Raw genomic sequence first — 19208 nt, forward strand, 5'->3', positions numbered from 1 at the left:
TTGTGTAAAACATTGCATCGCCTCGCAACCACACATCCACAAACCATAACCACACCCCACCACCAAAACATTTTTGGTTACCGGCGGTCGTGCCAGGGAACCAACCCCCACCCGGGGTTGTCGAACCCACACCACGACCCGGCTAATTAAATAAAGTTACGGCGGCCATAGCGACAGGGAAACGCCCGGTCCCATCCCGAACCCGGAAGCTAAGCCTGTCAGCGCCGATGATACTACCCAAAAGGGTGGAAAAGTAGGACACCGCCGAACACACAAATAGAAACACCCCCCACACACATGGGGGGTGTTTCTATATGCACGCAAAGGCTTATCAATTCAAATCATAAATACCGAATTGTGGGCTAATCAGGGGTAGCCGTATCCTGGTCACAGGTTTCGGGGCGAAAGGTACCAGTGGTCGATAACAGGCTCGGCAATGGGTCAGGAAACAGAGGCGGCGGCGATGACCGTCGCCCGCCGCGTACCGGTCGCGATAGCGGCGGCCCCCATGCTGGACGACGGGGTGGCCCACCTGCTCGATCAGGAACCAACCGACCGCGCCCCCCGCAGTCCCAGCATTCGCGTGACGGCGAGCAGGGCGACCGCACGGCACCGTCCATCCCGCCCGATGTCGAAGCCAATCAGCTGGCGCCGGAAATCCGCCGTGAGCTCAGCACCCTCGACCGCACCACGGCCGATGTCATTGCCCGGCACCTCGTCGCCGCCGGCGATCTGATCGATGATGATCCCGAGGCGGCGCTGGCGCATGCCAAGGCGGCCAGGACGCGCTCCGGTCGCATCGCCGCAGTACGTGAAGCTGTCGGTATCGCCGCGTATCGCTGCGGCGACTGGGCGCAGGCGCTGGCCGAACTACGGGCTGCCCGACGCATGGGGAGTAAATCCGCGCTGCTGCCCCTGATCGCGGACTGCGAACGCGGTGTGGGACGTCCCGAGCGCGCGATTGAACTGGCCCGCAGTCCCGAGGCCGAGGCCCTCACCGGAGATGAGGCCGACGAACTGCGCATCGTCATCGCCGGGGCGAGGGCTGATATGGGGCAGATGGAACAGGCCTTGGCGGTGCTGGCTTCCCCTCAGCCGGACCCGAAGCGCACTGGCTCGACAGCTGCCAGGTTGTTCTACGCCTACGCCGAGACACTGCTGGCGCTGGGGCGCAACGATGATGCGTTGAAGTGGTTCCTGCACACGGCCCGCGCCGATATCGAAGGCAGCACCGATGCGGAAGACCGGATCGGCGAGCTTTCCTGATATGACTTCTTTTGTGCAGCAATATGATTGCCTGCTGCTCGATCTCGACGGCACGGTATTTCGCGGCCACCAGCCCACCGAGGGCGCCGTGGAATCGCTGGCGAACACGGGTATCCGCGCCTTATTCGTGACCAATAATGCCTCGCGTGGTGCAGACGAGGTCGCGGCCCATCTCAGTGAGCTCGGTTTTACCGCTGAGCAGGATGACGTCGTCACCAGCGCACAGAGCGCGGCGCGACTGCTGGCCACCCAGCTCCCGTCGGGAGCGCGGGTGCTGATCGTGGGGACAGATTCCCTGGCCCGCGAGATCAGCGCTGTCGGTCTCACTCCGGTCCGATTGTTCGACGATCAGCCGGTGGCCGTGGTCCAGGGCCATTCCACCAGCACGGGATGGGCGGATCTTGCCGAGGCTGCCTTGGCGATTCGGGCCGGCGCGCTCTGGGTGGCGGCCAATGTCGATAAGACACTGCCGTCGGAGCGTGGCCTGCTGCCCGGCAACGGGTCGATGGTGGCCGCGCTGCGCACCGCCACCGACACCGAGCCCACGGTGGCGGGTAAACCATCGCCCACCCTGATGGCAGATGCGTTGGCGCGCGGGCAATTTCATAATCCGCTGGTCGTCGGTGACCGGTTGGATACCGATATCGCGGGTGCCAGTGCTGCCAAGCTGCCGAGTCTGATGGTGCTCAGCGGTGTCAGCTCGGCCCGTGACGCGGTGTTCGCCGTCGCGGCCGAACGTCCGACTTTCATCGCGCACGATCTGCGGGCACTGCACAGTGACGCGGCCGCCACCGCTGTTGCCGAACATCCGGCCTGGCGCATCGACATCGACGGGTCGGTTATCACGGTGAGTGCGACCGGCGAGGATCCCGGTGATGACGGCCTGTCAGTGGTCCGGGCCACCGCCAGAGCGTTATGGGATGCCGATCTCGACGGCTCGGTCAGGATCACCGCCGGTGACGATACGGCGGAAAAGGCGCTACAGCAGTGGTCGCTGGTCACCGGCGATGGAGCCTGATCAGCTAGCCTGATTGGCGCTATGACATCCGATCCAGATCAGATTCGCGCGCATATCGATAGCCTGCTCGCCGAGCTGCCAGACACCTCGGTCGAAGGTGGTGGGCTGCACGGTATGGATATCGACGAGGTCGCCCGTCGTCTCGAGGAGGCGCACGACGTGTTGGTGCAGGCGCTGGAATCGGTGGAAAAGGGCTGAGCGCAGCGTGACACGGCGGGCACGTGTTGACGCCGAGCTGGTGCGGCGTGGGCTGGCACGGTCGCGCCAGCAGGCGGCCGAACTCATCAGTGCGGGCCGGGTCAGCATCGACGGGATGCCGGCCTCGAAACCTGCCACGTCGATCGCGGTGACGGCGGCGCTGAAAGTCCAGGACGACGGTGAACGGTCCTGGGTTTCGCGCGGAGCGCACAAACTGATCGGCGCCCTGGACACTTTCGGTCTCGATGTGACCGGCAGGCGCTGCCTTGATGCCGGTGCCTCGACCGGGGGCTTCACCGAGGTGCTCCTTGACCGTGGTGCCGCACAGGTGGTCGCCGTCGACGTTGGATACGGGCAGCTTGCCTGGTCGTTGCGTTCTGATGATCGCGTCGTGGTGATCGAGCGCACCAACGTCCGCGACATGACCCCGGATGTCATCGGTGGTCCAGTTGACGCCGTGGTTGCGGACCTGTCGTTCATCTCGCTGGCCACCGTCCTACCGGCACTGACCGCGTGTGCGTCACTGGACGCCGATATCGTTCCTATGGTGAAACCGCAGTTTGAGGTCGGCAGGGGGCAGGTCGGTGCAGGCGGGGTGGTCTCGGACCCCGAACTGCGGGCCGCCGCCGTGCTGTCGGTGGCCGCGCGGGCTGCCGCACTGAACTGGCAGACCGCAGGTGTGACAGCCAGTCCACTGCCCGGCCCATCGGGCAATGTCGAGTACTTCCTGTGGCTGCGCGCCAAGACCGACAATGCACTGCGCGGGGAACTTCTCGACGCTGCCGTGCGACGAGCCGTGACCGAGGGCCCACAGTGACCGAAGAACGCACCATCCTGCTGGTCGTGCACACAGGCCGCGAGGAAGCTACCGAGGTGGCGCGCCGGGTCGAAAAAGTGTTGAGCGACAACGGTATCTCGCTGCGCGTGCTCTCGGCTGAAGCGGTCGATCGAGGTTCGCTGCACCTGGCGCCCGACGATATGCGCGCGCTCGGCGTCGAGATCGAGGTGGTGGACGCCGACGAGAATGCCGCAGAGGGGTGTGAGCTCGTCATCGTGCTCGGCGGTGACGGCACGTTCCTGCGCGCCGCCGAACTGGCCCGCAACGCCGGTATTCCGGTGCTCGGGGTGAACCTCGGCCGGATCGGGTTCCTCGCCGAGGCCGAGGCCGACGCCATCGACTCGGTCCTTGAGCACGTCGTCAAGGGCAATTACCGTGTCGAGACGCGGATGACGCTCGACGTCCTGGTCCGCACCAACGACGGTCAAATCACCGCTCGTGGTTGGGCATTGAACGAGGCCAGCTTGGAGAAGGGGCCGCGGCTGGGCGTGCTCGGGGTGGTGCTCGAGATCGACGGCAGGCCGGTGTCGGAGTTCGGCTGCGACGGTGTGTTGGTCTCCACCCCGACGGGGTCGACGGCGTGGGCGTTCTCTGCGGGCGGTCCGGTGTTGTGGCCTGATCTGGAGGCCATCCTGGTTGTGCCCAATAACGCGCACGCGCTGTTCGCCCGCCCCATGGTCACCAGCCCCGGTGCCACCATCGCCATCGAGATCGAGCGCAATGGCCACGATGCATTGGTGTTCTGTGACGGCCGCCGCGAAATGGTGGTGCCGGCGGGTGGACGTGTCGAGGTCACCCGCTGCGGCACCCCGGTGAAATGGGTGCGCCTGGACAGTGCCCCGTTCACCGACCGACTGGTGCGCAAATTCCGGTTACCGGTCACCGGCTGGCGCGGGCAGTAACGGTGCTCGCCGAAATCCGGATCGAGTCCCTCGGTGCGATCAGCGCGGCCAACGCCGAGTTCGATCGCGGTCTGACTGTCCTGACCGGCGAGACCGGCACCGGTAAGACCATGGTCGTCACCGGCCTGCACCTGCTCGGCGGTGCGCGCGCCGACGCCAACCGGGTGCGCTCGGGTGCCGACCGCGCCGTTGTCGAAGGTCGTTTCACCACAAGCGAACTCGACGATGTCGCGCCGATCGATGAGATTCTCGACTCCTCCGGCGCCGACCGCGATGACGATGGCAGCGTCATCGCGCTGCGATCGGTCAGCAAGGACGGGCCGTCGCGGGCCTATCTTGGCGGTCGCAGCGTGCCGGCGAAACTGCTCAGCACCTTCACCAACCAACTGTTGACGCTGCACGGCCAGAACGACCAGCTCCGATTGATGCGCCCTGATGAACAACGGGCCGCACTCGACCGCTTCGCCACCGTCGAGGATCGGCACGCGCGGTACCGGGCGTTGCGTACGGACTGGCAGACTGCGCGTCGGGACCTGATCGACCGCACCAACCGCGCGCGTGAACTCGCCCAAGAAGCCGACCGGCTGAAGTTCGCGCTCGGTGAGATCGACACCGTCGACCCGCGGCCAGGAGAGGACGACGCGTTGGTCGCCGATATCCGCAGGCTCTCCGAATTGGACGCACTGCGCGAGGCGGCGTCGACGGCCCGCACCGCGCTGTCCGGCGCTCTCGATGACGCCGACGGGGGGACCGAACCGGTATCGGCCTCCGATGCCATCGGGCACGCTAAGGCGGCCCTGGATGCCACGGACGATGCCGTGCTGCTGGACCTGGGCCGGCAGCTGACCGACGCCATGACATTGGTCGACGACGTGTCCCGCGAGATCGGCAGTTTTCTGTCCGATCTGCCCAGCGATGCCAGCACATTGGAAACCAAGTTGGCCCGCCAAGGTGAACTGCGCTCCCTGACCCGCAAGTACGCCGCAGATATCAGCGGGGTGCTGCAGTGGGCGGCGCAGTCCCGTGACCAGTTGTCCCAGCTGGACGTCTCCGAGGAGGCGCTGGGCGGGTTGGCCCGCCGGGTCGAGGATCTCGCTGGGCGACTCGGCGCCGCCGCCGTCGACCTGACCAAGGCCAGGACCAAGGCGGCCAAGAGCTTGGCCAAAGCGGTCACCGCGGAATTGGCCGGCCTGGCGATGGCCGACGCCGAGTTCACCATCACCGTCAGTGGCACGGTGGCCCAAGCCGACGACTCCGCCCCGCTGACGTTGCCGTCGGGTCAGCTGGTGCACGCCGGACCCGACGGGGTCGACCAGGTTGAGTTCGGTTTCACCGCCCATCGCGGAGTGGCGGTGTTGCCGTTGATCAAAAGCGCGTCCGGCGGCGAACTGTCGCGGGTGATGCTGGCCCTGGAGGTGGTGCTGGCGGCCTCGGTGCAGGGCACGACGATGGTGTTCGACGAGGTCGACGCTGGCGTCGGTGGCCGCGCCGCAGTGCAGATCGGCCGACGGCTGGCCCGGCTGGCCCGCACCCACCAGGTCATCGTCGTCACCCATTTACCGCAGGTCGCGGCCTACGCCGACACCCATCTGGTGGTCGACGCGGTCGGTCGCAGCGGCGCCAGCGGAGTGCGCAGGCTCGACGATGACAGCCGCGTCGCCGAACTCGCGCGCATGTTGGCCGGGCTGGGTGAATCAGATACCGGCCGGGCGCACGCGAAAGAGTTGTTGGCCGCCGCACAGGACGAACGGATGTCGACGGCGTGACCTCATTTTTGACGCGAACGTGTTGCAGTTGTGACTAATGAGGCTGCTGTTACGGCGCGCCTCCACGGTGTGCTAGGTATTCAGCACCAGAATCGGCGCCATGAGGATGGCAGCGCTTCTCTCCCGTAACAGCAGCTCCAAGCCCGGTGTCGTTGGCACCGCCCGCGTCGATCGCGATATCGACCGGCTTATGCGCAGAGTGGAGCCCGGCGATATCGTCGTGCTCGACATCCTCGACCTCGACCGGGTCACGGCCGACGCCCTCGTCGACGCCAATATCGCCGGGGTGGTCAATGCCTCGCCGTCGATCTCGGGCCGCTATCCCAACCTCGGACCCGAGGTGCTGGTGGGCAACGGCATCACGTTGATCGACGAAGCCGGCCCCGAGATCTTCAAGAAGCTCAAGGACGGCGCCCGACTGCGACTGCACAACGGTGGCGTCTACGCGGGCGACCGCAGGCTGGCGATGGGCATCGAACGCAGCGAGCATGAAATCACCGAGATGATGCAGGACGCCAAGACGGGTCTGGTGGCACACCTGGAGGCGTTCGCAGGCAACACCATCGAGTTCATCCGCAGTGAAAGCCCGCTGCTGATCGACGGGATCGGCATTCCTGATGTGGATGTCGATATGTATCGTCGCCACGTCGTGGTCGTCGCCGAAGAGGCTGACGCCGAGGCCGATCTCAAAGCGCTCAAACCGTTCATCAAGGAGTATCAGCCGGTGCTGATCGGCGTCGGAACGGGTGCCGATGTGCTGCGCAAAGCGGGATACAAGCCGCAGCTCATCGTTGGTGACCCCGAGAAGATGACCGCTGACGTTCTCAAATGTGGCGCGCAGGTCGTGCTGCCCGCCGATGCCGACGGTCACGCCCCCGGCCTGGAGCGCATCCAGGACCTCGGGGTCGGCGCGATGACATTCCCGGCGGCCGGCTCAGCGGCCGATCTGGCGTTGCTGCTCGCCGATCACCACGGAGCGTCACTGATCGTCACCGTGGGGCACTCCGCCAATATCGAAGAGTTCTTCGACCGTCAGCGTCAACACACCAATCCCTCGACCTTCCTGACCCGGCTGAAGGTGGGGGAGAAGCTGGTGGACTCCAAAGCGGTGGCCACCCTGTACCGCAGCCGTATCTCCGGCGGTTCGATCGCGCTGCTGGTGATCGCCATGCTGATCGCGATCATCGTGGCGCTGTGGGTATCTCGTACCGACACCATCGTCATCGACTGGATCGTCCAGTACTGGAATCGCTTCACGCTGCTGATCCAGGGTTGGGTTACGTAGTGATATCCCTTCGCCAGCATGCTATTTCGCTGACCGCGGTATTTCTCGCCCTCGCGATCGGCGTGGTGCTCGGTTCGGGTCTGCTGTCCGATACCCTGCTGTCCGGGCTGCGCGACGAGAAGCGCGATATGCAGAATCAGATCAACGCGTTGACCGACGACAAGAACGGCCTCAATGAAAAGCTGAGTGCCGCAGATGATTTCGATGCACAAATCGCCGGCCGGGTGGTCAACAATGTGTTGGCCGAAAAGTCGGTGGTGCTGTTTCGGACACCGGATGCAAGCGATGACGATGTCGATGCCGTCACCAGGATCGTCGGTCAGGCCGGGGGCACCGTCACCGGCACCTTGGCACTGACCCAAGAGTTCGTCGACGCCAACTCCGCGGAGAAGCTGCGCTCGGTGGTCAACTCGGCGATCGTGCCCGCAGGCACCCAGTTGAGCACCACGCTGGTCGACCAGGGTTCGCAAGCCGGCGATCTGCTCGGCATCGCACTACTGGCGAACCGGGATCCGGCCATCCCGGCGGTCGACGAGACTCAACGCCAGACGGTGCTCGCCGCACTGCGCGATACCGGGTTTCTGAGCTATCAGAAGGACACCCTCCCACCGGCCAACACGGCGATCATCGTGACCGGTGGCGGACTGGGTGACGGAGCAGGCAACCAGGGCGCCACTGTGGCGCGGTTCGCAGCCGCGCTGGCACCGCACGGCTCGGGAACACTGGTCGGTGGGCGCGACGGCTCGGCCACCGGTACCGCCGCGATCGCGGTCATCCGCTCCGATGCCAGCCTGTCGACAGCGGTGACCACTGTCGATGACATCGGCGCCGAGTCCGGCCGGATCACCGCCGCGCTCGGTTTGCAGGAGCTGATCAAGGGCGGCCGAGCCGGACAGTACGGCGTGGGGCAGGGCGCCACGGCGGTCACCGTTGCGCAGTAGCGTCGGCGCGGCAGCGACAGCTTGTCGGCGTCGGTGTTAGGGTGAATTTCCGTGGGTCAGCAGGCCCCGAGCTCGTTTCCAAGCCTGGAAAATAAGTCCTGCTCCTGTTCCACGGAGGTTGTTCTTGGCATCGTTACGGAAGCATCCGCAGACCGCGACGAAACACATTTTTGTCAGCGGCGGTGTCGTTTCCTCCCTCGGTAAGGGTCTGACTGCCAGCAGTCTCGGCCAGCTACTCACCGCTCGCGGTCTGGCCGTGACGATGCAGAAGCTCGACCCGTATCTCAACGTCGACCCCGGCACCATGAATCCGTTCCAGCACGGTGAGGTCTTCGTCACCGAGGATGGTGCCGAAACCGACCTCGACGTCGGGCACTACGAGCGCTTCCTGGATCGCAATCTGTCGGGTTCGGCCAACGTCACCACCGGTCAGGTCTATTCGACCGTGATCGCCAAGGAACGGCGTGGCGAGTACCTCGGTGACACGGTGCAGGTCATCCCGCATATCACCGACGAGATCAAGCGCCGGATCCTGGAGATGTCCGAACCGGATGCCAAAGGTAAGCGGCCCGATGTCGTCATCACCGAGATCGGCGGGACGGTCGGCGATATCGAATCGCTGCCCTTCCTGGAAGCCGCCAGGCAGGTCCGCCACGAGGTCGGGCGGGAGAACTGTTTCTTCCTCCACGTCTCGCTGGTGCCGTATCTCAAGCCGTCGGGTGAACTGAAGACCAAGCCCACTCAGCACTCGGTCGCCGCTCTGCGCAGCATCGGTATCAGCCCGGACGCGCTGATCCTGCGCTGCGACCGCGACGTACCAGAGCCGATGAAGAACAAGATCGCGCTGATGTGCGATGTCGATATCGATGGCGTCATCTCCACCCCGGATGCGCCGTCGATCTACGACATCCCCAAGGTGCTGCACCGCGAGGAACTCGATGCCTATGTGGTGCGACGGCTCAACCTGCCGTTCCGTGATGTCGATTGGACGCAGTGGAACGATCTCCTGTCGCGGGTGCACGAGCCGCAGGAGACCGTCAGGATCGCGCTGGTCGGTAAGTACATCGATCTGTCCGACGCTTACCTCTCGGTGGCCGAGGCATTGCGTGCCGGCGGTTTCAAACACCGGACCAAGGTCGAGATGCGCTGGGTGGCGTCCGATGACTGCGAAACCGATTCGAGCGCTGCCGCCGAACTCAACGATGTGCACGGCGTACTGATCCCGGGCGGGTTCGGAATCCGCGGTATCGAAGGCAAGATCGGCGCCATCCGCTTCGCCCGCAATCGCGGGGTGCCCGTGCTCGGATTGTGCCTGGGCCTGCAGTGCATCGTGATCGAGGCGGCCCGCTCGGTCGGGCTGGCCGAAGCCAACTCCGCGGAGTTCGAGCCCGAGACGCCGGATCCGGTGATCTCGACGATGGCCGATCAGGAAGAGATCGTCGCCGGTGAGGCCGATCTCGGCGGCACCATGCGGCTCGGTGCCTACCCGGCCGTGTTGGAAGCGAATTCGCTTGTGGCTCAAGCCTATGGGGCCACCGAAGTGTCCGAGCGGCATCGGCACCGCTACGAGGTGAACAACGACTACCGCGAGCGGATCGCCGAGAGCGGCCTGAAGTTTTCCGGCACCTCCCCGGACGGGCACCTGGTGGAGTTCGTCGAATATCCGGCCGAGACCCACCCGTTCTTGGTCGGCACCCAGGCCCATCCCGAGCTCAAGAGTCGCCCCACCAGGCCGCATCCGCTGTTCGCGGCCTTCATCGGCGCAGCCATCCAGTACAAGGCCGGTGAGCGGTTGCCTTTGGAGACCAACGAAGCGACGTCCAACGGCTCTGAGCACAAGGCCGCCGAACAATCGGTCCCGGAGCCTGCGCCTCGTGGCTGAGCACACCTTCGAGACGCTCGAAAGCGAACTGATCTACACCGGCAAGATCTTCGCGTTGCGCGCGGACGAGGTGGCGATGCCCGGTGGCCGCACCGCGCGTCGTGAGGTCGTCGAACACTTCGGCGCGGTGGCCATCGTGGCGCTCGACGATGACGACAACGTCGTGCTCGTCTACCAGTACCGGCATCCGTTGGGCCGCCGGTTGTGGGAGCTGCCCGCCGGCCTGCTCGATATCGACGGCGAAGCGCCGCATCTGACCGCGGCCAGGGAACTCGAAGAGGAAGTCGGTCTGTCGGCGCGCGACTGGCAGGTGCTGGTCGATACCGATTCCACCCCGGGGTTCAGCGATGAGAGCGTCCGGGTGTACCTCGCGACGGGTCTGACCGACATCGACAGGCCCGAGGCGCACGATGAAGAGGCCGATATGACGACCCGGCGGGTGCCGCTGACCGAGGCTGTCCGGATGGTGTTCTCCGGTGAGATCGTCAATGCCCTTGCCGTGGCGGGCATTCTGGCTGCCTATGCGGTCGGTCAGGGTGTTGGGAAGACCCGCCCGGTGGAGACGCCGTGGCAAGACAAGCCAACCCGGTTCGCCGCCCGCAAAGCCACCCAGTGACCACATTCCGGCCGGCGCTCGACGGGCAGCTGCAGGGGTATCTCGATCATCTGACGATCGAGCGGGGGGTGGCCGCCAATACGTTGAGCTCCTACCGGCGTGATCTGCGGCGGTATTCCGAGCACCTGATGCTGCGCGGTGTCGACGACCTGACCAAGGTCACCGAGACCGATGTCAGCGAGTTCCTGGTGGCGCTGCGCCGGGGCGATCCTGATACCGGCGCCACCCCGCTGTCGGCGGTATCGGCGGCGCGCGCGGTGATCGCCGTGCGCGGGCTGCACCGATTCGCCGCGGCCGAAGGAATCACCGACGTCGACGTGGCCAGTGCCGTCAAACCGCCGACGCCCAGCAGGCGGCTGCCCAAAAGCCTGACGCTCGACGAGGTGGTGGCGCTGCTCGATGCCGCAGGCGGGGACAGCCCCACCGACGGTCCGCTGACGCTGCGCAACCGCGCACTTCTTGAGCTGCTGTATTCGACCGGGGCCCGGATCTCGGAGGCAGTTGGCCTCGACGTCGACGATATCGACAGCCAGGCCCGGTCGGTGCTGCTGCGGGGTAAGGGCGGTAAGCAGCGGTTGGTGCCGATCGGGCGTCCCGCCGTCTCGGCCCTCGAGGCGTTCTTGGTGCGTGGCCGGCCCGACTTGGCCACCCGCGGGCGGGGCACTGCGGCGGTTTTCCTCAATGCGCGCGGCGGTCGGTTGTCTCGCCAAAGTGCCTGGCAGGTGCTGCATGACGCCGCCGAAAGCGCGGGTATCACCCGTGACGTGTCGCCACATACCCTGCGGCACTCGTTTGCCACCCACCTGCTCGAGGGCGGCGCCGATGTCCGCGTCGTTCAGGAACTCCTCGGGCACGCATCGGTGACGACGACGCAGATCTACACCCTGGTGACCGTCACGGCGCTGCGTGAGGTGTGGGCCGGGGCGCACCCGCGGGCGCGTTAGTTCCGCCCGAGGAATTCCGACTCCAGGACGAGGTCGGGGAACACCGAGCCGTATTCGCCGTGAGTTCTGTGCTCGACTGTCTGCCACTGCGTGCCTTGGTGTTCGCGCATGAAAGCCCGGTACTTCGGCGAGCCAGGGATCTTGACGTTGTCGGCGACCACGATCGTCCCCGGGTGCAGCCATCCTCGATCCAGCAGACTCTCCAGATCGGGCAGGTAGGCATTCTTGTCGTGGTCGAGGAAGACGAAGTCGACATCGCCGGGACCGAAGCCGTGCTCATCGGAGAGGGTCTGCAGGGTGCCTCCGCCGTCGCCGACAGTTCCGACGACACAGGTGATTCGGTCTGCCACGCCGGCGTGGGCCCAAATCCGGCGGGAGTTCACCGCATTGGCATCTGCCAGTTCGATGGAGAACACCCGGGCCGACGGAGCGGCCCTGGCGATGCGCAATGCGCTGTAACCGCAATAAGTGCCGAGCTCGAGAACGGTCCGCGGGTCTGCGCGTCGCACGGCGGCGTCCAGCAGTTCGCCCTTCTCATCGCCGACGTTGATCAAGAAAGACTTGTCGTAGGCGAAGCGGTCGATGGCGTCGAGCACGCTGTCGATGTCACCAGCACGTGCATGGGTCAGGACGTAGTCGACGACGGCTTCTTCACGGCCGTCGCCGATCTGGCCGGTCTTGGTGATCTTGCCGCTGGCCGCGGCCATCCGCCAGAACGACCAGCGGAACAACGGCACCCGTTGTTTGAGGGTCATGTCTTCACCTAACTCTGTGTTGTTGTTGGCTGGACCGTGCGGACCACCTCGAGGGCAATCGGACGGTTCGGGACGGCGGCGACGCCACGGGGGATTGATCGGGGTGCCTTGCGCGCTCGGTTGCGCTGGGGCGGTCGAAGTTCGACGGTGGTGAGGATGATGCCCAGCACAATAGACAGCTCCAGGGAGGCGAATGCCGCTCCGGGGCAACGCCGGTGGCCGTAACCGAACGGTGAATACTCGGCGACCGACGGTTTGCGTGTCAGGAAGCGTTCCGGGTCGAACCGGTCGGGATCCGGCCAGACTTCGGGGTCGGTGTGCAGTGCGGCCAAGGCAACGCCGATCACATCGCCGCTGGCGCGTTCGATCTGCCACGCCTGCATGGGGTGGGTCAGCTGGCGCACGATAATCGACACTGTCGGGTGCATGCGCAGAGTCTCGGAGATGACCGCGGCCAAATAAGGCAGCTTGGTCATTTCGGCGGGTGCCGGATGGTCGGCAAGTTCGGCCAGCAGTCTGGTCCGAACGGTGTCGTCGGCGTGAATATGGAACAGCGCCCACGCCAGGGTGGTTGCCGACGTCTCGTGTCCCGACACCAATAGCGTTCGCAACTGCTGTTGGACCTCGTCGTCGGTGCGTTCGCCGCTCTGATCCGCCGACATCAGCACGCTCAGCACATCGTCGAAGCCGGCATTGCCGATCCGGTGGCGCAGGGCGATCTGCTCGGCGAGCAGTGTATCGAGTTCGACGCGGCAGTCGGAGAATCTCTTCCACGGGCCCAGCCCGAACGGTGCGCGGCGCAGCGCGGGGAAGAACATGAACGGCGCCACGTAGTTACGCATCATCGTCTTGACGACACGCACATAGTCGCCACGGCGAGCCGTGTCGTCGATCCCGAAGACGGCCTGCACGATGATCTGCAACGTGATGGATTGGGCCGCGTCCCGTGCGTCGATGGTGCTGCCCAACGGCCAGTTGGCGATCTCGTCGCGCGCCGCCGTGGCCATCAATTCGGCGTAGCGACGGATCCGGTCGCCGTGCAGGGCGGGGAGGAATCGGGCGCGCTCCCGCCGGTGGGGTCCGCCGGCGAGCAGGATGATCGAGCCGTCACCGACCACCGGTTCGATCGGGTTGGGCATAGGCGGGGTGAACGCCGACGTGGGCACTCGCAGGAATTCACGAACTTGTGCGGACCGGCCCGCGAACAGCACGTCGCCGAAACCGGGGATCGGCATGGCGAACGCGCCGCTCTTGCGGGCCCGTCGGCGAAAGTAGGCCTCTGCGTCATACCAGGCCGAGATTTTGTGACTGAGCCGAAAGCGGGGTTTGACCTTGGCGGTGGGACTTTCGGGGCCGCTCATCGTCTGCCGCCGGTGGCAGCGCTGATCGCGGCGATGACGGCGCGAGTTGATGGGCGCGCGCCGACGGTGATCCGGACGCCGCCGTCACCGTAGAAGCGGACCTTGGGACCGGTGCCGTCGAACACATCACGCCACGGCTGTCCGGTCGGCGGCAGATATACGAAGTTGGCGTGGGAGTCGGTGCTCCGCACCCCGATGGCGTGCAGCCGCATCCGCAGATAGCGCCGTTCGGCAACGATCATCTGGATGCGTTGGCGCAGTTGGTTTTCGGCCTCATAGCAGGCGGTGACCGCAGCCAGGCTGGTGATGCCCATGCTGAACGGCACCTGCCTGGTCCAGACCGCGCGGGTCAGCTCAGAGGTGCCGAAGCCGTAGCCGATACGCAGGCCCGCCAGGCCGTATGCCTTCGAAAACGTCCGCAACACAATCACATTGGGGAATCGCCGGATCAGATCGGGGCCGTCGAACTGCTGATCGGCCGCGAGAAACTCGATATAGGCTTCGTCGAGTAAGACGATGGTATCCGCGGGCACGCGCCGAAGAAACCGCTCGACGTCGGCGATCGGTTCGACCACCCCGGTCGGGTTGTGCGGACGGCAGAGCACCACCACCCTGGCCTCGGCGGCCGCGTCCGCCATCGCCTCCAGATCATGGTGGCCCTGGTCATCCAGCGGCACCGGCACCGAGGTGAGCCTGGCCAGCTGGGCGAAGATCGGGTAGCCGTCGAACGTCGGTGTCGCCATCACGATTCGGTCGCCGGGTTCGGCGATCGTGTGCAGGATCTGCATCGCCACTCCGGTGGCGCCTGCACCGACGACGACTTGCTCCTGTGCCACCCCGACATTCGCCGCTATCAACCGCCGCAGGCTCTCGGGGAGGAATTCGGGGTAACGGTTGGCGGCGGCGCCGGCGGCGTTGATCACCGCACGCACCGCCGGCAATGGTGAGAACGGGTTCTCGTTCAGCGACAGTGCCAGCGGATTGGCTGAGTCGGCGAACAGTGTTGCGCCGTCGGTGAACTGGTCAAGGGATCCCACTACGGCCTGCCGCCCCAGCGGATCGCCGCGGCACCGGCGAAGTCACCGGCGTGCGCGAACCCGGCCATCATCACGATGTCACCCGCGCTGACGTGACCCGCATCGATGGCGGCCTCGAAATTCACCGGGATACCCACGGCGAACAGGTTGCCGCACCGGTGGAAAGTTTCACTGTGCCGTTCCCGTGGAAGCTCAAGGGCCTCTTGCCAGTTGCGCAGGAACACCCGGTTGGGCTGATTGGTCACCAGCAGGTCGAGGTCCCTGGACTTCATGCCGATGCGGTCGCAGACGGCGTGCGCGACTTCGGGGACCAGGCGATTGCCTCGTGCCAGCACCTTGGTGATCTTGGCTTCGTTGAAGCTGATGTACCCCTCGCCGGGGCCTGCCTCCCACCATTGACGCGGTGGGTCGATGGCCAGGGTCATATCGCCGGCGTATTCGCCGTAATAGCGGCACTCAATATCCAGGATCGGCGAATCACCGCCCACCGTCAGCAATCCGACCGCGGCACCATCACCGGGAACCGATGACTGGGCCTTGGTGCGGACCTGCTCCTGGTCGAAAATTTTCCCCGCCGCGGTCTGCGATACCGCAATCAGGGCGGTCCGTCCGGCACCGGAGGCCAGCATCTGCCGGGCCATCTTCATCATCAGGACGAAAGCCGCGCAGCCACCGTTGTGCACGTCGAGAATCCACTCGGGGTTCATGCCGAGCCGGTGGGCGATCTCGCCGCCACTGCCCATCATCGGCAGGTCAGGCAACTGGGCGTGGGTCAGCAACACGTCGACATCGGCGAGCACGTCGGCTCCGTGGCGCGCGATCAGCCCGGTGACCGCCTTCTCGATCATGTCGACATTGGTGGTGGTCTTGTCGGCGTGATGGCGAAACTCCGGGGCGCGGAACATCAAGTTGTCCCGCAGGTTGTCGGTTTCGGCGAAACCGGCGTAGTACTCGGCGGGCACCCGGTTCTCGGGCAGGTAGGTGGAAACGTCGATCAGACTGACGGGATTGTGGGTGAATGTCATTGTCAGCGCATCCAATCCGGGGTGATCGGGAGACCGTGGTGATGGCGGTATTCGGCGATCGCCTTGAGGTTCTGTAGCTCCAGGTAGTGCCCTGGGCCGAACATGTCCCAGAAGTCACCTACCCACACCGGTCGCTCCGGTGGGGCCGTCTGCGGGTAGGGATTGTCGTCATAGAACGGGTGACGGCAGTTGGTCCACAGCACCACCGAGCCGGGTTTATTCAGCACGGTCTGCGCATCGACGACGCGCATCAGGTAGATCATCCAGAGGTGTTTCCCCTGGTCCCACGCGCAGTGGTAGTCGACGGTGCGGGCCGCGGCGTTGGCGACAGTGCGGGTGTAGATCTCGGTCTCGGAGCCGAGTCGGTCAAAGGCGACCCACAGGCCGGGTTCGGCGGTGGGGGTGAAGCCGCGCAGGCTGTAGGACCATTCTTCGAGGCTGCGGGTGTCCGACAGGTATGCGAAGAGCTCGTCGGGTGGGCAGTCGATGTAGTCGTTGACGGTGCAGTACTGACCGAACACCTGGTCGTGCGGGTAGACCGACCGCATCATCTCCATGATGACCGGGGTGGCCTGTTCCCGCGGGCTGGTCTCGATGCGGATGACCCCGTCGATGGGATCGGAGGTGCCGGTGTGGGTGACGATATCGTCAAGTGCGGACAGTGACATCTATTAAGTTCTCCCTGGGTGAGTGTGAAATATCTTCGGTCGCATCAGATTTGGTGGACATCGGAGTGAGAAATGGGGCAAACGGCGGGATCTCGTCGGCAGAGCATTCCACGCTGACCACTGACGGCCCGTTGACGCTCAAGGACGCGGCGAGCGCGTCGGGCAACTCGTCGATCGTGGCGACATCGACCGACGGCAGGCCCGGGAACATGGCAGCCAGTCCGGCGCCGAGGCGGCTCGGAGAGAATCGGTTGTAGCTGTAGTCGCCGCCGTAGAACAGCCCCTCGCGCGTCACACACATGCCGTGGGCGTTGTTGTTGAACAGGACGAATGTCACCGGCAGCTGATACTCCAGCGCGGTGTGGATCTCCATGCCGTGCATGAAGAACGCGCCGTCGCCAGCGATCACCACGGTGCGTCGGCCCCGCCCGAAGGCGATACCGATGCCCGCGCCGAAGCTGTAGCCCATACCGCCCATGCCCAGGGCGACGACGAACCGGCCGTCGTGCCGAACCGGTAGGTGGTGGATCGCGGCCGCGCCGGTGTTACCTGCGTCGACGACGATGTCGACGTCGGCGGGCAGGACGCCGTCGAGCGCTCGCATCGCCTGGCGGTAGCGGATCCCGGGACCCGAGTGCGGGGGTGGGGTCAGTTCGGCAGGTGCGATGGACGCCCTTGGGGCGGGTGCGTCGCGTGGGTACAGCTGGCGGGCCAGCTCTGCCAGCGACTCGCGGAGATCGTCACTGTCTACATGGCTGCATGGCAGATATGGCGCGGCGGAGCCAATCGACACGGTGCGAACCGTGGCGAGGGCGGTCTCGAGTCCGGCGCCAGAGGTGACCGGCAGCCGCGTCCCGACCAGCAGGCAGACCGCACCGCTCGCGATCGCTTCCGCCACTGCGGGATGACCCATCACTCCGGTGACTCCGAGTGACCACGGTCCATCCTGGCTGGTGTCTTTGGCATCGGGCACGGTGGCGATCTGTGCACCCAGTGCCGAGCGCAGATGCTCTAGTTCATCGCGGGCATCATCGCGGGCAACCTGTTCACCGGCGATGATCGTAATCGGGCCGGTTCCGAGAATGCGGGCAAGATAGTTGATATCGCAAGTATCGTCCAGCTCGATCGGGTCCTTCGTATCGAACGTCACATCAAGATCAGCCTGTTGGATGTCCTTCGGCAGGAGCAGCACCGCGGGTCCACCGGTCCGCGCGGCGGCTAGCGCCTCGGGTAGGGCCGTCGCGAGGTCGGCAGGTTTGTCGATGCGTCGGACGAATACCGACACCGCGTCGAACAGGTCTGCTGCGTTGAGTGAGCCGTTGCGTCCGCTGGTGTCCTGAAAGCTCCCCGCCCCGTCCATTGTGCTCGGGGGTTGCCCGACCAGTGCCAGCACTGGAACCCGACTGGTGAATGATTCACCCAGTGCTGCAATCAGATTCAATGCTCCTCCGCCAGACGTCGCGGCGACCACACCCAGTCCGGCGCCAGCTCTGCTATAGCCATCGGCCATTGCCGCTGCGGAGAATTCGTGTTTGGCCAGGACTGCGGTGATGTCGGGGCATGCGTGCGCGGCGTCGTACAGATCCTCGATGTTGGCTCCACCCACGCCGAACAGGTGACCGACGCCCGACTCCGCAAGGTACCTGACGATCACGTCGACAACCCGAGGTGTTCTCACGAATCCCCTTGGTGTGCAGGATATATGCACGCATGAGCAGGTGATGATGGCATCAATCTCTCCTGGCTGGACGGTGTCGATGTCGGTTGCAGCCGGTGGCCGCCCGTTCGGCCGCGTTGCCGATTGTTACCGTTATAGACGCTGGGTTAACGAATTCATAGGCTGGGAGCCATATTTCGTCGCACCATCTTTTTAACAGCGCGCCCTGGGTGTGTGCTGTGGTTCGGATGGCACGACGCTATGTGGGCCCGGCGATGGGGGCGGGCGTCAGGCTCACCACCCGTCGCCACGGTGTCCACGATGGCGTCGGCCACCCGATCGGATCCATAAATCGATAATTGCTTCGGCTTAACCATTAAGCAAGTTAATGACCTGGGCTAACGGTTTATGTCAGAAAGACGTCACATGCCAGGCGCACACGAGGCCGCGCTGGCGAACGGGCGGTTATTCGCTGGTAGCGGAGGTGATGTCGGCGTGAAATGAATTCATTGACTCGGCCAGGGCGGTGAAAACCCGATGGGCCGTCGCCAGGTCCGCATCGGAGATGTGGGCCATCGCGGCGTGGTGGCGCTTACCGAGAGGTCCGAAGAACTCACCGGCCACCTCCTGGCCGTGCTCGGAGTAGCGCAGGATGACCTTGCGGCGGTCCGTCGGGTGTGATTCCCGTCGGATGTGACCCGAGTCGACCATTCGGTCGACGAGATAGGTCGCTGCGGCCGCGGTGAATCCCAGGCGATCGCTGAGCTCGCCCGATGTCAGAGGCCGCCCCGCCGAATCTGCCACGATGATGTGCAGTAAAGCGTCCAGGTCGTTGTTGCTCAGCTGGTGCCGGCTCGCGAACATTCGGTTGATGCGGTCCGATTCGGCGCTGAGCGCACGGACGTCGCGGGAAATGGCCATCTCGAGTTGGGCGCGATCCGCTGACTGCCGCGGCGCATCCGACTCGATCACGTGTCGGATGGTAGCGCCGGACCGTCCGCAGGTATGACCTCTCCGGCCGTCGACGGCCGTGTTGCCTGCGGGTCTGG

General features: G+C 65.2%; 18 protein-coding genes and 1 rRNA gene. 12 read left to right on the forward strand and 7 right to left on the reverse strand.

All coding sequences use genetic code 11. From position 1 onward, the window contains the following. Nucleotides 1-157 precede the first annotated feature (157 nt). The 12 genes from rrf (at nucleotide 158) to xerD (ending at nucleotide 11656) form a co-directional block, all read left to right on the forward strand. Nucleotides 158-270 (forward strand): 5S ribosomal RNA (rrf, locus tag ADBZ9O_RS16605). 144 nt (nucleotides 271-414) lie between these two features. Then, the gene (locus ADBZ9O_RS16610; protein WP_526523682.1) at nucleotides 415-1266 is read left to right on the forward strand and encodes a tetratricopeptide repeat protein; all 852 of its coding nucleotides are present in this window, start codon (nucleotides 415-417) and stop codon (nucleotides 1264-1266) included. A 1-nt stretch (nucleotide 1267) separates the two neighbouring features. Beyond that, nucleotides 1268-2284 carry an HAD-IIA family hydrolase gene (locus ADBZ9O_RS16615; protein ID WP_526523684.1) on the forward strand — a complete coding sequence of 339 codons (1017 nt, stop codon included), beginning with the start codon at nucleotides 1268-1270 and terminating at the stop codon, nucleotides 2282-2284. A 21-nt stretch (nucleotides 2285-2305) separates the two neighbouring features. Beyond that, nucleotides 2306-2482: a hypothetical protein gene (locus tag ADBZ9O_RS16620; RefSeq protein WP_526523686.1), complete on the forward strand. Its 177-nt coding sequence runs from the start codon at nucleotides 2306-2308 to the stop codon at nucleotides 2480-2482. Nucleotides 2483-2489: 7 nt separating this feature from the next. After that, nucleotides 2490-3299, forward strand: coding sequence for a TlyA family RNA methyltransferase (locus tag ADBZ9O_RS16625; protein WP_526523688.1), 810 nt, complete (start codon nucleotides 2490-2492; stop codon nucleotides 3297-3299). Further along, nucleotides 3296-4222 (forward strand): NAD kinase, encoded by a 927-nt coding sequence (locus ADBZ9O_RS16630; protein ID WP_526523690.1) that lies wholly within the window; start codon nucleotides 3296-3298, stop codon nucleotides 4220-4222. Before ADBZ9O_RS16625 ends, ADBZ9O_RS16630 begins: the two co-directional genes overlap by 4 nt. A 2-nt stretch (nucleotides 4223-4224) precedes the next feature. Continuing rightward, a complete protein-coding gene (recN, locus tag ADBZ9O_RS16635) occupies nucleotides 4225-5988 on the forward strand; it encodes a DNA repair protein RecN (protein WP_526523692.1) in 1764 nt (587 codons plus the stop codon). A gap of 100 nt (nucleotides 5989-6088) precedes the next feature. Further along, the gene (gene steA, locus ADBZ9O_RS16640) at nucleotides 6089-7273 is read left to right on the forward strand and encodes a putative cytokinetic ring protein SteA (RefSeq protein WP_526523694.1); all 1185 of its coding nucleotides are present in this window, start codon (nucleotides 6089-6091) and stop codon (nucleotides 7271-7273) included. Next, complete coding sequence (locus ADBZ9O_RS16645; protein ID WP_526523696.1) at nucleotides 7273-8214, forward strand: copper transporter; 942 nt, start codon at nucleotides 7273-7275, stop codon at nucleotides 8212-8214. The genes steA and ADBZ9O_RS16645 overlap by 1 nt, the downstream gene beginning before the upstream one ends. A 124-nt stretch (nucleotides 8215-8338) precedes the next feature. Further along, on the forward strand, nucleotides 8339-10096 hold the full coding sequence (gene pyrG, locus ADBZ9O_RS16650; protein WP_526523698.1) for a CTP synthase: 1758 nt from the start codon (nucleotides 8339-8341) through the stop codon (nucleotides 10094-10096). Next, a complete protein-coding gene (locus tag ADBZ9O_RS16655; RefSeq protein WP_526523700.1) occupies nucleotides 10089-10712 on the forward strand; it encodes an NUDIX domain-containing protein in 624 nt (207 codons plus the stop codon). Before pyrG ends, ADBZ9O_RS16655 begins: the two co-directional genes overlap by 8 nt. Further along, nucleotides 10709-11656: a site-specific tyrosine recombinase XerD gene (xerD, locus tag ADBZ9O_RS16660; RefSeq protein ID WP_526523702.1), complete on the forward strand. Its 948-nt coding sequence runs from the start codon at nucleotides 10709-10711 to the stop codon at nucleotides 11654-11656. The genes ADBZ9O_RS16655 and xerD overlap by 4 nt, the downstream gene beginning before the upstream one ends. Here the strand turns inward: xerD and ADBZ9O_RS16665 are convergent. The 7 genes from ADBZ9O_RS16665 to ADBZ9O_RS16695 form a co-directional block, all read right to left on the reverse strand. Further along, nucleotides 11653-12411 (reverse strand): O-methyltransferase, encoded by a 759-nt coding sequence (locus ADBZ9O_RS16665; RefSeq protein ID WP_526523704.1) that lies wholly within the window; start codon nucleotides 12409-12411, stop codon nucleotides 11653-11655. The two genes, xerD and ADBZ9O_RS16665, sit on opposite strands and share 4 nt — an antisense overlap. A gap of 8 nt (nucleotides 12412-12419) precedes the next feature. Next, the gene (locus tag ADBZ9O_RS16670) at nucleotides 12420-13772 is read right to left on the reverse strand and encodes a cytochrome P450 (protein ID WP_526523706.1); all 1353 of its coding nucleotides are present in this window, start codon (nucleotides 13770-13772) and stop codon (nucleotides 12420-12422) included. Beyond that, nucleotides 13769-14809 carry a pyridoxal phosphate-dependent aminotransferase gene (locus ADBZ9O_RS16675; RefSeq protein WP_526523708.1) on the reverse strand — a complete coding sequence of 347 codons (1041 nt, stop codon included), beginning with the start codon at nucleotides 14807-14809 and terminating at the stop codon, nucleotides 13769-13771. Before ADBZ9O_RS16675 ends, ADBZ9O_RS16670 begins: the two co-directional genes overlap by 4 nt. After that, nucleotides 14809-15834, reverse strand: coding sequence for a 3-oxoacyl-ACP synthase III family protein (locus tag ADBZ9O_RS16680; protein WP_526523710.1), 1026 nt, complete (start codon nucleotides 15832-15834; stop codon nucleotides 14809-14811). The genes ADBZ9O_RS16675 and ADBZ9O_RS16680 overlap by 1 nt, the downstream gene beginning before the upstream one ends. A gap of 2 nt (nucleotides 15835-15836) precedes the next feature. Continuing rightward, a complete protein-coding gene (locus ADBZ9O_RS16685) occupies nucleotides 15837-16502 on the reverse strand; it encodes an SRPBCC family protein (protein ID WP_526523712.1) in 666 nt (221 codons plus the stop codon). Beyond that, nucleotides 16483-18180 (reverse strand): thiamine pyrophosphate-binding protein, encoded by a 1698-nt coding sequence (locus tag ADBZ9O_RS16690; protein ID WP_526523714.1) that lies wholly within the window; start codon nucleotides 18178-18180, stop codon nucleotides 16483-16485. Before ADBZ9O_RS16690 ends, ADBZ9O_RS16685 begins: the two co-directional genes overlap by 20 nt. Before the next feature lie 444 nt (nucleotides 18181-18624). Continuing rightward, nucleotides 18625-19080, reverse strand: coding sequence for a MarR family winged helix-turn-helix transcriptional regulator (locus tag ADBZ9O_RS16695; protein ID WP_526533224.1), 456 nt, complete (start codon nucleotides 19078-19080; stop codon nucleotides 18625-18627). Nucleotides 19081-19208 lie beyond the last annotated feature (128 nt).

Origin of the sequence: Mycobacterium sp., assembly GCF_965229105.1 — a bacterium.
In the GTDB taxonomy this organism is placed as follows: domain Bacteria; phylum Actinomycetota; class Actinomycetes; order Mycobacteriales; family Mycobacteriaceae; genus Mycobacterium.

Coding starts and splice junctions, on each gene's coding strand:
- ADBZ9O_RS16620 (WP_526523686.1), top strand. CDS start 2,306: ATGACATCCGATCCAGATCAGATTCGCGCGCATATCGATAGCCTGCTC.
- ADBZ9O_RS16670 (WP_526523706.1), bottom strand. CDS start 13,772: ATGAGCGGCCCCGAAAGTCCCACCGCCAAGGTCAAACCCCGCTTTCGG.
- ADBZ9O_RS16695 (WP_526533224.1), bottom strand. CDS start 19,080: ATGGCCATTTCCCGCGACGTCCGTGCGCTCAGCGCCGAATCGGACCGC.
- ADBZ9O_RS16665 (WP_526523704.1), bottom strand. CDS start 12,411: ATGACCCTCAAACAACGGGTGCCGTTGTTCCGCTGGTCGTTCTGGCGG.
- ADBZ9O_RS16685 (WP_526523712.1), bottom strand. CDS start 16,502: ATGTCACTGTCCGCACTTGACGATATCGTCACCCACACCGGCACCTCC.
- steA (WP_526523694.1), top strand. CDS start 6,089: ATGAGGATGGCAGCGCTTCTCTCCCGTAACAGCAGCTCCAAGCCCGGT.
- ADBZ9O_RS16680 (WP_526523710.1), bottom strand. CDS start 15,834: ATGACATTCACCCACAATCCCGTCAGTCTGATCGACGTTTCCACCTAC.
- ADBZ9O_RS16615 (WP_526523684.1), top strand. CDS start 1,268: ATGACTTCTTTTGTGCAGCAATATGATTGCCTGCTGCTCGATCTCGAC.